This window comes from Pantoea sp. Mb-10 (assembly GCF_021272205.1).
Classification (GTDB): Bacteria; Pseudomonadota; Gammaproteobacteria; order Enterobacterales; family Enterobacteriaceae; genus Pantoea.
Genome location: NZ_JAJSDX010000001.1, coordinates 156,088 through 171,257 on the forward strand (window position 1 = coordinate 156,088; position 15,170 = coordinate 171,257).

At 57.6% G+C, this 15,170-nt stretch carries 11 protein-coding genes; 3 read left to right on the plus strand and 8 right to left on the minus strand.

Annotated elements, in window-relative coordinates; translation table 11 throughout:
* Positions 1-118: 118 nt before the first annotated feature.
* Both ompF and LU196_RS00790 read left to right on the plus strand, forming a co-directional pair.
* Positions 119-1,291, plus strand: a complete 1,173-nt coding sequence (ompF, locus tag LU196_RS00785; protein WP_304622717.1) for a porin OmpF — start codon at positions 119-121, stop codon at positions 1,289-1,291.
* A gap of 199 nt (positions 1,292-1,490) precedes the next feature.
* On the plus strand, positions 1,491-2,681 hold the full coding sequence (locus tag LU196_RS00790; protein WP_232757837.1) for an amino acid aminotransferase: 1,191 nt from the start codon (positions 1,491-1,493) through the stop codon (positions 2,679-2,681).
* Between the two features lie 85 nt (positions 2,682-2,766).
* On the opposite strand, the gene LU196_RS00795 is transcribed toward LU196_RS00790, so the two are convergent.
* The 7 genes from LU196_RS00795 to cmoM all read right to left on the minus strand — a co-directional run bounded on the left by LU196_RS00795 (position 2,767) and on the right by cmoM (position 13,401).
* Positions 2,767-3,396: an MBL fold metallo-hydrolase gene (locus LU196_RS00795; protein WP_232757838.1), complete on the minus strand. Its 630-nt coding sequence runs from the start codon at positions 3,394-3,396 to the stop codon at positions 2,767-2,769.
* A 36-nt stretch (positions 3,397-3,432) separates the two neighbouring features.
* Complete coding sequence (locus LU196_RS00800) at positions 3,433-3,984, minus strand: YcbK family protein (RefSeq protein WP_232757839.1); 552 nt, start codon at positions 3,982-3,984, stop codon at positions 3,433-3,435.
* A 187-nt stretch (positions 3,985-4,171) separates the two neighbouring features.
* A complete protein-coding gene (gene ldtD / locus LU196_RS00805) occupies positions 4,172-5,962 on the minus strand; it encodes a L,D-transpeptidase (RefSeq protein WP_232757840.1) in 1,791 nt (596 codons plus the stop codon).
* A gap of 150 nt (positions 5,963-6,112) precedes the next feature.
* Positions 6,113-10,585, minus strand: a complete 4,473-nt coding sequence (mukB, locus tag LU196_RS00810; RefSeq protein WP_232757841.1) for a chromosome partition protein MukB — start codon at positions 10,583-10,585, stop codon at positions 6,113-6,115.
* On the minus strand, positions 10,582-11,316 hold the full coding sequence (gene mukE, locus LU196_RS00815; RefSeq protein ID WP_232757842.1) for a chromosome partition protein MukE: 735 nt from the start codon (positions 11,314-11,316) through the stop codon (positions 10,582-10,584). The genes mukB and mukE overlap by 4 nt, the downstream gene beginning before the upstream one ends.
* Positions 11,297-12,619: a chromosome partition protein MukF gene (gene mukF, locus LU196_RS00820; RefSeq protein WP_232757843.1), complete on the minus strand. Its 1,323-nt coding sequence runs from the start codon at positions 12,617-12,619 to the stop codon at positions 11,297-11,299. Before mukF ends, mukE begins: the two co-directional genes overlap by 20 nt.
* Complete coding sequence (gene cmoM / locus LU196_RS00825) at positions 12,616-13,401, minus strand: tRNA uridine 5-oxyacetic acid(34) methyltransferase CmoM (RefSeq protein WP_232757844.1); 786 nt, start codon at positions 13,399-13,401, stop codon at positions 12,616-12,618. Before cmoM ends, mukF begins: the two co-directional genes overlap by 4 nt.
* A gap of 123 nt (positions 13,402-13,524) precedes the next feature.
* Here cmoM and elyC point away from each other — a divergent pair, with 123 nt between their 5' ends.
* On the plus strand, positions 13,525-14,310 hold the full coding sequence (elyC, locus tag LU196_RS00830; RefSeq protein WP_232757845.1) for an envelope biogenesis factor ElyC: 786 nt from the start codon (positions 13,525-13,527) through the stop codon (positions 14,308-14,310).
* Here elyC and LU196_RS00835 read toward each other — a convergent pair.
* The gene (locus LU196_RS00835; RefSeq protein WP_232757846.1) at positions 14,290-15,168 is read right to left on the minus strand and encodes a phosphotransferase; all 879 of its coding nucleotides are present in this window, start codon (positions 15,166-15,168) and stop codon (positions 14,290-14,292) included. The two genes, elyC and LU196_RS00835, sit on opposite strands and share 21 nt — an antisense overlap.
* Positions 15,169-15,170: the final 2 nt, after the last annotated feature.

Genomic DNA, 15,170 nt, shown 5'->3' on the forward strand with positions numbered 1-15,170 from the left:
CACGGGATGGAAAGATGCGTGCAGACACAGGAGACATCAAACTTCTTTCAAGGTTCCCGTAAAGGTTTCTTGACGGCAGTGGCAGATGTCCAAATAACTCCAATGAGGGTAATAAATAATGATGAAGCGCAACATTCTTGCAGTGGTTATTCCTGCTCTGTTAGCTGCCGGCGCAGCAAATGCAGCAGAAATCTATAACAAAGACGGCAACAAGCTGGATCTGTACGGTAAAGCAGTTGGCCTGCACTACTTCTCTGACGATGCCAGCAACGACGGTGACCAGTCTTATGTTCGCTTCGGCTTCAAAGGTGAAACCCAGATCAACAGCCAGATCACAGGCTACGGTCAGTGGGAATACAACCTGCAGGCAAACAACTCTGAAGGTTCTGACGCACAGAACGGCAACAAAACCCGTCTGGGCTTTGCCGGTCTGAAATTCGGCGATGCCGGTTCTATCGACTACGGCCGTAACTACGGTGTGGTTTACGACGCAATCGGTTGGACTGACGTTCTGCCAGAATTCGGTGGCGACTCTGGTTACTCCGATAACTTCATGAACGGTCGTAGCACCGGTCTGCTGACCTACCGCAACACCAACTTCTTTGGTCTGGTTGACGGCTGGAACTTCGCCCTGCAGTACCAGGGTAAAAACGATCGCTCTGATATCCGTCGTGCGAACGGTGACGGCTACGGTATCTCTACCTCTTACACCTCACCAATCGGTGTTGGCGTAGCTGCAGCATATAGCAGCAGCGACCGTACCAACGCACAGTCTGCTGGCGGCGTCAACACCTTCAGCGGCGGCAACTCGTCTAACACCACTGATACCGTTGCTGGTATTGGTCAGGGCAAACGCGCCGAAAACTGGGCGACTGCTATCAAGTACGACGCGAACAACGTTTACCTGGCAGCGATGTACGGTGAAACCCGTAACTCAACCCCAATCTCTACTTCAAACAGCGGTACTTTTGTTGCGCAGAACGGCAACACCTATAGCGACGTAGCGTTCAGCGGCTTCGCTAACAAAGCACAGAACATTGAATTGGTTGCACAGTATCAGTTCGACTTCGGTCTGCGTCCATCCATCGCTTACGTCCAGTCTAAAGGCAAGGACATCGAAGGTATCGGCGATGCTGACCTGGTTAAATACATCGAAGTGGGCGCAACCTACTACTTCAACAAAAACATGGCCACCTATGTTGATTACAAAATCAACCAGCTGGACGACAACAACCCACTGGGCATCGCGACCGACGACGTCGTAGCACTGGGTCTGGTATACCAGTTCTAATCACCCGATTAGCAACTTTGCATACCGTCAAACGGAGCCTTCGGGCTCCGTTTTGTTTTTCAGTGATCGTCCTCTCAATTAGCGCTGCTTATTTATCCGCGCAGGCGATTTCTTTTTTATGTCAGCGGTTGGCAAGCGAATCGTCTGACGCTACCCTGATAGCTCATTTCGCTAAAGTTCACCTACACGGAACTGACTCATGTTTGAATCTATCTCTGCCGCACCCGCCGACCCTATTCTGGGACTGGCTGACCTGTTTCGCGCCGACGACCGCCCGAATAAAATCAACCTTGGCATTGGTGTGTATAAAGATGAAACCGGTAAAACGCCGGTTCTGACCAGTGTGAAAAAAGCTGAGCAGTATCTGCTGGAAAATGAAACCACCAAGAATTATTTGAGTATTGATGGCCTGGCCGATTTCGCCCGTTGCACCCAGGCGTTGCTGTTCGGCAACCAGAGCCCCTTGATCTCCGCCGGTCGCGCTTGTACGGCGCAAACGCCGGGCGGCACCGGCGCGCTGCGCGTGGCGGCGGATTTTCTCGCTAACCAAACCGCCGTCAAGCGCGTTTGGGTCAGCAATCCAAGCTGGCCGAACCACAAAAACGTGTTTAACGCGGCGGGTCTGGAGGTGTGCGATTACGCCTACTACGACGCCGCCAGCCACAGCCTGGATTTCGACGGCATGATCGCGTCGCTGCAGGACGCGCAGGCAGGTGACGTGGTGCTGTTCCACGGCTGCTGCCATAACCCCACCGGCATCGATCCTACCGCTGAGCAATGGCAGCAACTGGCAAAACTGTCGCAAGAAAAAGGCTGGCTGCCGCTGTTTGATTTTGCCTATCAGGGCTTCGCACGCGGCCTGGATGAAGATGCTGAAGGGCTGCGTATTTTCGCCGCTTCGCATCAGGAATTGCTGGTCGCCAGCTCTTATTCGAAAAATTTCGGTCTTTACAACGAGCGCGTGGGCGCGCTGACTCTGGTTGCGGCGAACAGCGACGCGGCTAAAACCGCGTTCAGCCAGGTGAAGTACAGTATCCGCGCTAACTACTCTAACCCACCTTCACACGGTGCCGCTGTCGTGGCGACCATTCTGGGTAACGACGCACTGCGTACCATCTGGGTGCAGGAGCTGACCGATATGCGTCAGCGTATTCACCGCATGCGCCAGCTGTTTGTGAATACCCTCGCCGAGAAAGGTGCCAACCGCGACTTCAGCTTCATCATTAAGCAGAACGGCATGTTCTCGTTCAGCGGCTTGACCAAAGATCAGGTGGTTCGCCTGCGCGAAGAGTTCGGCGTGTATGCGGTGAACTCAGGCCGCGTAAACGTGGCAGGCATGACGCCGGATAACATGTCCGCGCTGTGCGAGGCGATCGTCGCCGTGCTGTAATGCGGCGGGCGCACTCATGCGCAACAGTCACAAATAGGGCGGCCCTTGAGCCGCCCTTTTTTTATGCCATCAACACCGCGAAAATTTATTGCAGGAAAGGATTGTGCAGACGTTCGTGGCCGAGCGTAGAGATGCCGCCGTGACCGGGTACAAAGGTCACGTCGTCGCCGAGCGGTAACAGTTTGGTGTGGATAGCCGCGATCAAATCGCTGTGGCTGCCCTGCGGAAAATCGGTGCGTCCAACCCCGCCGTTGAAAATCACATCGCCCGAAATCAACAGCCGACCCGCACGGTCAAAAAACACAATATGGCCTGGCGTATGGCCGGGACACAGCAGCACCTCCAGCGAGACATTGCCTACCTGCACGGTATCCCCTTCTTCCAGCCAGCGGTGCGGCGTCAACGGCGCGCACTCGGGTAAGCCAAACATGCGGCTTTGGGTAGGCAGATTTTCTAGCCAGAAGGCATCGTGCTTATGCGGGCCGACGATGGGCACCTGATAGTGCGCCGCCAGCTCGGCAGCGGCGCCCACGTGATCAAGATGCCCGTGCGTCAGCAGAATCTGTGCAGGTATCAGGCCACGCTCGGCCAATACGGCGATGATCGTTTCCGCATCGCCGCCCGGATCGACCAGCGCCGCCTGCTGCGTTTCGTCATCCCAAATCACTGAGCAGTTTTGGGCAAAAGCGGTAACCGGAATAATGTGGTAATTCATAGCGCTCCATGACCGACACACGCAGCGCTGCCGGTATCAGGACCAGTGCCTTACAGGCCCGGTATCTATGTGTACGAAGTTGCTGCGCGGGTAATATCCTACACCACCTGCGCGCAGAGATAACGCCGCTTTGCGAACATTGCTCAATGCGATCCCCTCGATATGGAAATCCATCGCCTGGCCCTTGGTGTGATAACTGTGCTTGGCCACGCCCGGCCCCGATTCGCGCAGCATGTTGTTGGTCGCCACCGTGCGGTAGCCTGAAATCAGCTGCACCGGTTTGCGCGTATCCAGCAGCGCCTGCAGACGATAAAGCTGATCGAACAGATGGGGATCGATGTGTCTGACCTGATTAGCACGGTAGTCACGGAAAAAGTGATTCAGGCGAGCGAGTTCGTCTTTGTCGTAGCGCTTACCGTTGAAAAACTCCGTTTTCAGCTTCTCGCCGGTGTGCATGTTGCTCAGGGTTAATACGCGAGGACGAGACGTTGAAAGCGAAGCCAGCGCGGAACCGGGGAGGAGCGACAGACCCGCCGCAGCGCCTCCAAGCAGGAGTAAACGGCGACGTTGGGAATCAAAATTAGCCATGTTGCGGGGTTACCTAGTTTAAAGCGACAAAATATGTGCAAAAAGTACACAAGGGCGAACAGTACCCGCAGCAAGAATCACAGTCAACCCGCAAAAAAAGCGCATAGCAATGTGCCGACGCGAAAGCAGCGTTTCGCGTCGGCACATACCGTTTTTACCGTTGGAAGGAGCGTCAGTAAATCAACAACTAAAGCAGCAGCTGCCCCGCTTTTACCAGCGCCTGGCTGCCCGAACGCGCCGGATTATCGTAATTGTAAATATCTGTACGATACTGCGGCTGTCCATCATCCGCGACCCATGCAGTTAAATAGTACAAATTCACCGGTATGCGATGACGGATAGGCACATAGCGCGTATCCCCCTGCTTGAGGGTGTCTGAGATGCGGCTGTCATTCCAGCCGACATCCTGTAGCAGCAGGTCAGCCAGCTCCGAGGCTTTATTCACGCGCACGCAGCCGGAACTCAGCGCGCGGATATCGCGCTGGAACAGCGCATGGTTAGGCGTGTCGTGTAAATAAATGGCATCCGAACTTGGCATGTTGAATTTATACCGGCCAAGCGAGTTGGTGGCACCCGGCGCCTGACGAATGCGATAAGGAAAATTGGCCGCGGAGACCATTTGCCAGTCAATCATTGAGGGATCAATCACTTCCGCATCCGCATTCCAACCCGACAACAGCGTATAACCGTGCTTATAGAGATACATCGGGTCCTGTTTCACTTTCGGCACGATGTCCTGACGCACTAATGTCGTGGGAACATTCCACGGCGGGTTCAGCACCACGTTGTTTAGCGCACTGCGCATCAGCGGCGTTTTACGATCCGGCCGCCCAACAATTACGCGCGAAGAGAGGATGGTGGCACCGTTGTTATAGTAGGTCAGCGAATAGTTGGGAATGTTGACCATGATGCCATTGTGCATATCGTCCGGCAGCAGGCGCAGACGCTGAATATTTAGCGCCAGCAGCGAGGCGCGCCGCTGCGGCGAGACATTTAACCATTCGCGCGTGCGCGGACCGATAGCCCCATCGTCAGCGAGTCCTTGCCAGTGTTGAAAGCGTTTAACGCCTTCCACCAGCGTGGCATCAAACACGTTATCGCCCGTGGGATTCTCCGTGCCCGCGACATTGCCTACCGGCTGCGGTACCGGTGCTGCCAGCTCGTTGACGCTGGTGGCTGAAGGGCTGACCGCCACCGGCGGTTGAGGCTGACTGGTTGGCTGCGTCTCTGGCGTCGCCAACGGCGCCTGCCCGGCTGTTAACATGCCGGTGCGCTGTAAAATTTCACGCAGCGCTGGCACATCGCTGCTCACCTGGCCGGGACGCAGGGTGGCGCTGTCGCGCAGCTGCGGCCAGGGACGGTTATCCGCCAGCAGCGTTTTTAACGCGCGGTGCATCGGGACGTACTGTGGATGTTGCGGCTCAAGCGACGTCACGAATGCGCGGCTGGCCCCGCTGTTCACGGCATGCTGCCACTGATTGACCACGGACAACGGCGGCATCGTGAGCTTGTAAGGCACATTGCTGTAGAGCCAGGTTTCACCCTGCGTGGGAACATTGGCCACAAACTGCAGGTAGCCCAGCATGGCATCACTTAGGGTGATATCCCGCGCCAATCCTTGAATGGCCGGATTGGTTAACCGTTCGATCCAGCGCGTAAACTGCGGCTGCACGCCGGACAGCGCCACTTCGGCCAGCTGCTGCTGAAACGCCTGAATCGCCTCGCGATCCTGCCAGATCGGCGCCATATTGCGCGCGGCATAGATCCCGGCTAATCCCGGCAGATAAAACGGTTGATCGCGGGCGCTGAGCGCCTGCTGAATCTGATGTTGGCTGGCGGCAACGGAGAGAGTACCTTGCGAGGTGCCCGGCAGCGCCGCAATGATCGCGGCCTGACTCACGGCCATTGGGAACAACGCGAGTGCCAGCCCGAAGGCAACACCGGCACGATTGAATTTCAGTTTATTGGTCAGCCACATCCCTGCCCCCTTCTCACTTAAGACACGGCGCCCTGTTTTCGCCATGTAAAGCCTGATTCTTATGAATGAGTATATGAATAAAAAACGGCATCTGCCCAACAAGGCCGATGCCGCTTACAGAGTAAACTTCGCGCTGCTTTTTAACCAGATTCAGCGCGAGGAATTTTCTGTTTCTAATCCTGAATCAGCCCGCGTTTCGCGCGTGGGTGCCGGGTCAGCCGAGAAGCCGCGCAGCCCTACCACGTGCACGTGCTCGGTATTGTTGAACACTTTACGCACCAGCTTGTAGGTAGTGCCTTTTTCCGGACTGATATTCTCTGGCGCAGCGATAACCAGCTGCATTTCCAGACGCTCACACAGCTCAAACAGCGTCGCAATCGAGCGTGCATCAAGGCGCGCGGCTTCATCCAGGAACAGCAGGCGACACGGCGAGATATCTTTGCCGCGCAGACGCCGCGACTCCTCTTCCCAGCTCTGCACCACCATCACCAGAATCGACATACCGGTACCGATCGCTTCACCGGTCGACAAGGCGCCGCTCTCAGCGCGCAGCCAGCCGTCTGAGCCGCGGTTAACTTCCACCTCCATCTCCAGATAGTTGCGGTAGTCCAGCAGCTCTTCACCAATGGTTTGTGGCGTACGCTGCCCCATATCAATGTGCGGATTCAGGCGCTGATACAGCTTCGCCAGCGCTTCTGAGAAGGTCAGACGGTTGCTGGTAAACAGATCCTGATGCTGCTCGTGTTCTTCTGACAGCGTATCCAACAGCGTCGCATGCGCTTCGCGCACGTTGACGTTAAGCCGCACGCTGCGCACCTGGCCAAAGCTCACCGCCTGCAGCCCTTGGTTGAGCTGACGGATACGGTTCTGCTCACGCTGAATGGTCTTGCGAATGATGTTCGCCGCGCTGCGCGAGCTGATCGCCAGCGTCTGTTCACGCGCCGTTAACTCTTCAGTCAGGCGATTGAGCTCAATCTCCATTTGCTCAATGGCTTCTACCGGATCGTCGGTGCGAATAATGTCCTGGCGAATACGCTCGCGCAGATGCTGATAGACCGCAATAAAGAACTGAATTTTGCGCTCGGGCCGCTTGGGATCTTCGGACAAGCGCAGCACGTCGCGCAGATGTTCGTTATCCGCCACCGCCAAACGCAGCGCACCCAGCGCTTTATCCGACATCGAGCGCAGCTCATCACCGCTGAGATACGCCAGCTCGCGACGATGCAGCCGACGCTCCACACCGTTCTCTTTAACCAGGCGAAGCACCGTGCACCAGCCCGCTTTGGCATTCACCACCTGCTCGCGCATCACGCGGTAATCACGCTCCAGCTTGCGCAGTTTCTTCTGCAGCCCGTCCATTTCGGCTTCACAGAAGGTGAGCTGCTTCTCGAGCTGATTGCGGCGGGCGCGATTATGGCTCAATGCGGTGTACAACTCATCGCGCCGCGTACGGGCACGCGCTTCGGCGCTGGCATCGGCTTGCACGCCAATGTCTTGCATCTCCTGCTGCAGCTCTTTAAGCATGTCGCGTTTGGCGTCGTAGGAACTTTTCAACGAGGCCAGCACTTGGCTGTACTGCGTCAGCTGCGCCTGATGCGTGCGCAGACGTTCACGCGCGCGTGCGCGCTCGCCTTCTGCCTGCTCCAAACGCTGACGCAGCTGCTCATTGAGATCGCTGTTGCCGGTCAGCATGTCTGCGGAGCCTTCGTAGCTGAAGTGGGCGCGACGCTGCACCACTTCAGTCAGGGCAAAGGCGCGCTGACGGGCTTCGCGCTGCTGCTGCTGCGCCTGCTGGTAATCGTGTTGCAGCTGTTCGTGCTGCTGCGGATCGCTCTGCAGCACGGCAATCAGCGGCTCCAGCTTGCTCAGTTTACTGCCGTGCTGGTGCAGGAAACGCGCCGCGTCCTGGGCTTCTTCCACCCGCTCGCGGATCTCGTCACAGCGATCGGCCAGCGTATCGTCCAGAAGCAAATTCACACGTGGCAGCAAGCGGTTGAGCTGCGCCACGCCTTCACGCGCCTGTTCGAACTGCGCGCGCTGCTGCTGATTGTCGTTCTCATGCTGTGCTAAGGCGCGTTCCAGCTCAGCTCGGCGAGTATTGAGCAGACGCATCTGCGCTTCGGGATCTTCATCAAACGCCACCGCCAGGTGACTGCCAATGAAACGGCTAAACGACTGGTGTAAACGCTGCGTTTTCTGTACGTCAAACGACAGGGTGGCGTAGCGCTCGGCCAGACGATCGCGTTCGTTGCTCAGCAGCTCAAGCTGATTTTCCCGCGCGGCGCGGCCAAACAGCGGCACTTTCGGGAAACGCGAATAGCGCCACTGGCGATCCGCAACTTTTACCACCACCGCGTTGTCCAGCTCGTCCACGCTAAATACGCTGTCGTCGAAGGATTGCGGATCGCCCTCAATCAGGTAGAGGTCTTCCGGGCACTCTTCAAGCCCATCAAGCAAGTCGCGCACCCGCGACAAATCCGGTACCACAATCGCATGGCGGGAGGGGCCATAGAGCGCCGAGAAATACGGCGCGTCATCCAGCGTGACGTCATCGTAAATTTCCGACAGCAGCACGCCGCCAAACCGCTCCGCCAGCTGGGTTAAGCGGGCGTCTTCGGCGCCGCCTGGCTGGCTGAGGCGTTCAATTTGCTGTTCGACCTCGCGCTTGCGCGCCGCAATTTCATCACGTTCAACGGTGGTTTCACGCTCGCGCTCCAGCAGCTGCTGCATAAATTCGGTGATCTGCTGGCTACTGGTCAGGGATTGTCCGGTCTGCTCGCTGAGCTGGGTTAAAATCTCCTGCGCCGCCAGCCAGTGTGGCGCGCGCGCCGTCAGCGCGGCGATGCGCTCGCGCAGCTGCTCCAGCTCCTGGCGCATCAGCATCCGACGTTCGCCTGCGTCAGCGACGCTTTCGCCGAGCTGTTCAATTTGCGCTTCCAGCTCACGCTGTAACGCTTCCAGCGCATCCGCATCGTACTGCTGCCCCTGGCGCTTGCAGAAATCCGCCAGCAGCCGCTCGGCATCGTGCTGTTCACGCAGACGCGTCTCAAGCTCATTAAGGCGCAGGCGCAGCGATGAGAGTTGGTCGGCGTGATGACGCTGATTCGCCGCGTCACGCAGCAGTTCGCGCCCCACCTGCCAGGCGTCCTGACGGCTTACCTCGCCGGCAATACTGGTCACCAGCGCCAGCGCCTGTTCAAACTGTCCGTGGGCGGCTTCTGCCACGCTCAGTTTCTGCTCAAGACGCAGCAGGCGATCGGTGGCTTCTTCTTCGCGCGCCTGGAAAACTTCCTGCCATTCCGCCGCATTATCAATGGTCAAATCCGGCAGCTGGCACTGCGCCCGCGCTTTTTCCAGCGCCTGAAGCGCCTGCTGATATTGAATGGCGCGCGTCTGCTGTACATCCAGCGCCTGCTGGAAATCCGCCAGCTGGCTCTTGAGTTCATCGACTTCAATTTCAGCGGCTTCAACGCGCGCTTCGTTCTCTTCCTGCACCTCACGCGCTTCCGCAACGACTTCGTTTTGCTCTTCGAGGCGGTAGGTCAGCTCCTCCAGATCGGCGTCGTAACGGGTGATTTTCTCCTGCTGGCGCATGGCGGTCTGCACCAGATTCAGGTGATCGCTCGCCGCCTGATAATCGGTTTCCAGATCGCTCTCGGCGCCGGTGTGCTCCGACAGCTCGCGCGCCATTTCAATATGGCGATACTGCTCTGAACTGAGCTGATTCCGCGCCGTAAACAGCTCGTTGCGCAGTTGTAGCGCGCCATCCAAATGAATGCGGCGCTCGTTGGCGTGGCGCATATAATCAGCAGAGACGTAGCTGGTGGCCTCGGAGATCAAATGCTTAAACAGATCGCGATCCGACTGCGTCACGCGAATCGCTTCCAGCGTCATGCGGTTTTCGCGCAGCGCGGCTTCCATATCCTGGAACGCTTTGCGCACGCCGCCGTTTTCAGGCAGCAGGTAGTCGCGCAGTGAACGCGTGATAGCGCTGGAGATGCCGCCATACAGCGACGCTTCAATCAGACGATAGAACTTGCTGCGATCGCCGGCCGTACGCAGGCGACGCGGCACCACACCCAGCTCAAACAGCACCGAATGGTAGTCGGTAACCGAATTGTACTGGCGGAACTGCACGCCCTCCTGCGCCTCAACGCGCTCTTTCACCTCGGCCAGCGGCAGGACCCGCGCCTGACGACTGTTGAGGATTTCAGTCAGCATGTCGGTGGGCTGCGCGTCGCTGGGCAAACCGTGAATGCTGAACGGTTTGATGTCCACTTTTTTGTCACGCCCCGCCACCTGCTGCAGACGCACGCCGACGATCACCCGCTGATGACGGGAGTTGATCACATCCAGCACGGAATAGCAGACGCCGGCGCGCAGTTTGCCGTGCAAACCTTTATCGCGTGATCCTGAGGTCGCCCCTGCTTCCGTGGTATTGCGGAAGTGCAGCAGGGTGAGATCGGGGATCAGCGCCGTGACGAACGCCGCCATGGTGGTGGATTTACCGGCGCCGTTACCGCCCGATAGCGTGGTGACTAACGCATCGAGATCAAACGTGCGGGCAAAAAAGCCGTTCCAGTTGATCAGCGTAAGCGAGCGAAATTTGCCGCGTTCAATCATGCTTCTTCATCCTCCGCGTTATCGTTCGCGTCGCGTTCACTGTCCAGGTCGTTTTCCAGTTCATCCCTTTCCGCTGCCGCCGCTTTGCTCTCCAGCGTCATGGCTTCACCATCGCGGATCAGTCGCAGCTGGGCATCGCGCGGGTCATCACCGCTGCGCACGTCGGCACCAAAGCGGAAGACCGACTCGGTAATGCGAAACTTGCTGCTGTCATTGCCCATAAACCACACCATGCCCAAACGGCGCAGGCGACTCAGGGAAGCGCGCATTTTTTCCTGCAGCTTCGCGCGGTCCAGGTCCGATCCGGTCGAGCGCTGGTTGACCAGCTTGAGCAATTTGCTTTCATCGGCCAGCGACAGCAGTTCGTCATACAGCTCTTGCTGGGTGAAGATGCCCTCGTTCGCCAGACGCTCCGGACTGAGGTAGAGATAACAGAGGATTTTACCCACCATCATATCCAGCTCAGAGAGCACCGAGCGCGGGATCAGCGTGGTTGAGCGCGGTCGCAGGTAGAAAAAGCCCTCGGGCGCGCGAATCAATTCGACGTTATACCGCGTATAAAATTCTTCCAGGTACTCCTGGTAGTCCATCAAAAAGGCGTGGTTATCCAGCTCTTCGATGCCAACGTGACGACCCGCGCGCAGCTGGCTATCTAGTGCCGGAAACAGCGGGTTTGCCAATGCCAGCGCCAGTTTGACGGGCATCACTTGTTCAATATTTGTCGATGACATGTGCCTGCACCTTGGCTCCGTAATCATTAATTGTTTGCCATTCTGCCGGTAAGCCGGCTAAGTCTGCTTCGGCTACGCCAAGCCGCACGGCCTGATCGATGACGATACGCGCCAGATCGAAATGGCGCGCGCGTGGGTACTGCGATAAGTAATCGCGCATCACCGATGCAAGGTGAAGCGGCTTTTGCTCCCGCTTGTAGACCAGCAATGCCTCTTCGATCATCGCGGCCAACTGCTCGCGGATCTCGTTGAATTCTTCATATTCCATTTCCGGCGGCAGCTCGCCCATCACTTCGTCGTTACGCAGCGTCATTTCGTCGTCGCGCATGTCGTAAAGGCGATCGGCGTTGGCGTAGGTCAGCGCCCATGGGCTGTCGAAGTAGCTCTGCACCGACTGACGCAGGCGCTGCGCAAACACGCGGTTTTTATCCATGTCGATTGCCGTACGGATAAATTTATGTACGTGTCTGTCGTAGCCAATCCACAGGTCAATGGCCTGCTGGCCCCAGCTGATAATGCGATCGAGCTTGTTTTGCAGGTCGAACACCAGTTTGTCGACAAAACCGAGATCGGGGCTGCTGAGCGTGGCATCCTGAATGCGTAACAGGTTGGCCTGCAGCTTATCGCCCGCGGCCTCCAGCGTATCTTGCAGTTCACGCAGCGTGCCGGAGGTTTCAGACAGCAACAGCTCGCAGCTGGAGATGGCGGCGCGCCAGTCTTTGTTAAGCAGATCGGCAATATCATTTTTCACCGCTTGCTGCTGCTCATCCATCAGGCGCTGCGTCATATCGATGCTGTCAAAAATCTCCGCCACAGAGTATTTCAGCGGGGCAAATACGTTGCGGTGCCAGTGGAATTCATCGCCATCTTCTTCTGCGGCGTCGGCGGCGCGCTTCAGCTCCTGCGCCACGATCGAGAGCTGCATAGAGAGACGAAGCGTAGAAAATTCACGCTGGCGGATATAGTAATCGGTAATGCCTATGGCGAGCGGCGTCAGGCGATAAATTGCATGGCCTTCGGTGAGCTCGCTGGTGAAGCGGTTCAGGAGTCGCTGCCGCACCATGTCGTTAATGGCGTTATTGGCACGTACCTGAACGGTTTCATGGGTCTGTTCAAACGCTTTGCTGACGTGCCGGAAGGCGTCAATTAACTCGCCCTCACTCATTTCACCGTCCATCCGCTCGCCGTTTAACGTCGCGATAGCCAGCAAAAAGGCCAGACGTTCAACCGGCAGCGCAAGCGAAAAGTCATTCTTGCGCGCCCATGCCACCAGTTCGGGGACCGTCTGGGAAAATTCGCTCATAGTTGATCCTTCTCACGGGGTTTGCGCGCAGTCACGTGGATATAGCGCCCCAGGCTTAAAAAGGGCTCCTGGCGACAGTAGCGCCGTTCCATCTCAATGATCTCCTCGACGCTTTTCCCTGCGCCGGGTTGCGGCTTCATGTAATCACTAAATACGCGAATGCCCGCGCGCCGCTCAATCTCAAAGCCGCAGTTTTCTAGCCACTGATTCACCTCCAGCGGATCGCGGGGGAAATCAGGCGACAGCGTGCGCTTCTTGCGTTTGGTCATATTGGCGCGCAGATAGCCGAAATTGCCCAGCGTCAGGGTGCGAAACGTCAAGCCGTGCGCGTTGTAAAACATCAGTGACAAAATGCCACCCGGTTTCAGCGTCTGCCACAGCGCTTTCAGCACCTGCTCCGGCTCTGCCACCCACTCAAGCACAGCGTGAAACAATACCAGATCAACCGGCTTATCCAAATGTTCGCCCACCTGCTGCGCGCTAATTTGTTTGAATTGCATGTTGTGGCTCACGCCTGCCGACGCAGCGTGCGCTTCGGCCAGTTTCAACATCTCCGCAGAGAGATCGCACAGCAGCACTTTGTGACCGCGCTCGGCCAGTCCTGATGAGATTTGTCCCACGCCGCCACCGGCATCTAATACCGTCAGCGGACCGGGCGGCAAGCTCGGCAAGAGGGCCTCCAGCTCATCCCAAAGCAGGGCCTGGCGGACCTGACCCTTGCGGGTGCCGTAAATGTTTTGCGCGAATTTATCCGCCAGATCGTCAAAGTTGCGATCCTGCATGCTGGAACTCCGGTTAGCTGCATTCAACGTGTGCTATTTTGTCACAGGCTCAGGCAGAATGAACCTTTCACACCGCAGTAACTGTCTGGCTGCTGTTTTTTCGGACAAAAGGAGCAAATTTCGATGTTTTTTGCGTTAAAAAAATGGATTGGCGCGATGTTACTGCCCTTGCCGCTGCTGCTGTCGCTGATGGCGCTGGGACTTTTGCTGCTCTGGTTTAGCCGCTGGCAGAAAAGCGGCAAAATTTTGATCTCCTTGAGCTGGCTGCTGCTGTTACTGCTCAGCGTCCATCCGGTGGCTGACCGCCTGCTGCTGCCGCTGGAACGTCAGTACGCCACCTGGAACGGCAGCGATCCCATGGATTATATTGTGGTGCTCGGCGGTGGCTACACCTACAACCCTGACTGGGCGCCAGGATCGAACCTGCTGGGCAACAGCTTGCCCCGCGTGACCGAAGGCGTTCGCCAGTGGCGCCGCTATCCGCAGGCCAAAATGATTTTTACCGGCGCTGCAGCAGGCTATAACCGCTATAGCAATGCCGCCGTGGCGGCAAAGGTGGCCGAAAGCCTGGGCGTTCCCGCCAGCGCGATTATTACGCTGGATCAGCCGCACGATACCGGTGAAGAGGCGCAGGCGGTACGGCAAATTGTGGGGCAGCACCCTTTCCTGCTGGTCTCCTCTGCGAATCATCTGCCGCGCGCCATGCGCTTTTTCCGCGCGGCGGGCTTGAACCCTCAAGCCGCGCCGGCCAACCAGCTGGCCATACGCTCGCCGCTGAGCCTGTGGGATCGCGTGCTGCCTTCGCCGATGTGGCTAAGCCACAGCGAACGGGCGATTTACGAGACGCTGGGTCTGATCTGGCAGCGGATACGCGGCACGTCGTCTGACTCAGACCAGCCAGGGCAATAGCTGCTGACGGGCATAATCAAAACGCGGACGGTCAAACTGTCCGCTGTCCATCCAGCATTCAATACAGTCCCACAGTTGGTAAAGCCAGCGCCGCCAGAGAAAACCTTCCGACACCGGCGCGCGCTGCAAATAATTTTGCAGCAGCGTCGCGTCTTCCCCCAGGTCTGACAATCGCCTCAGCTCAAATTCGCGCGGCCCCCATAGAATATCGCCCGGATTGACCATCGCCACCTGCGGCGTGTGCTGGGTGGCGAGACGAATGTGAGATAAACGCAGATTGCCGTGCAGCAATACGCAGGGATCGGCAAACCCGTGAAACAGTTTTGCCAGCTGGTCGCGGCTACGGAACAGGATCTGGCGATCCTCCAGCGTCAAAAAGGCGGGAGCCCGATAACCCAGCGTTGCCCAGAGCACTTCCACACGCTGGCGGTACCACGCGGGCCAGCTATTGCGCTGTACGCTGTCCACGTTGCCTACCAACCCCTCACTCTCCACACTGTGCCACCTCTGCAGCATCTCGAGGGTGTGCTGAAGCCAGGCAGTATTTGACGTCTCCGCCGCTGAGACACCCGCCAGCCGGGACATCAACAGCATTTCATGTACCGGCGGCTGCTGACTTAGCACCAGCCCCAGCACCGCAGGCACCGCGCCCGGGCTTTCTTGCCCCAGCAGCGTCAGCTTGCGCGCCTCCAGCGCCGCGCGTCCCTGCTGGCGATAATATTTCGCCACCAGCGGCATTGGCTCACCGTGATTGTCGTAGAGCGCGTAAAGCCGCGTTTGCGCGTGTTCGCTAAGCGTTTCGAGGCGGCTGACGTCTTCACCTAACACCAGCGTCAGTTCAGTACGGAGATTTTCCATAC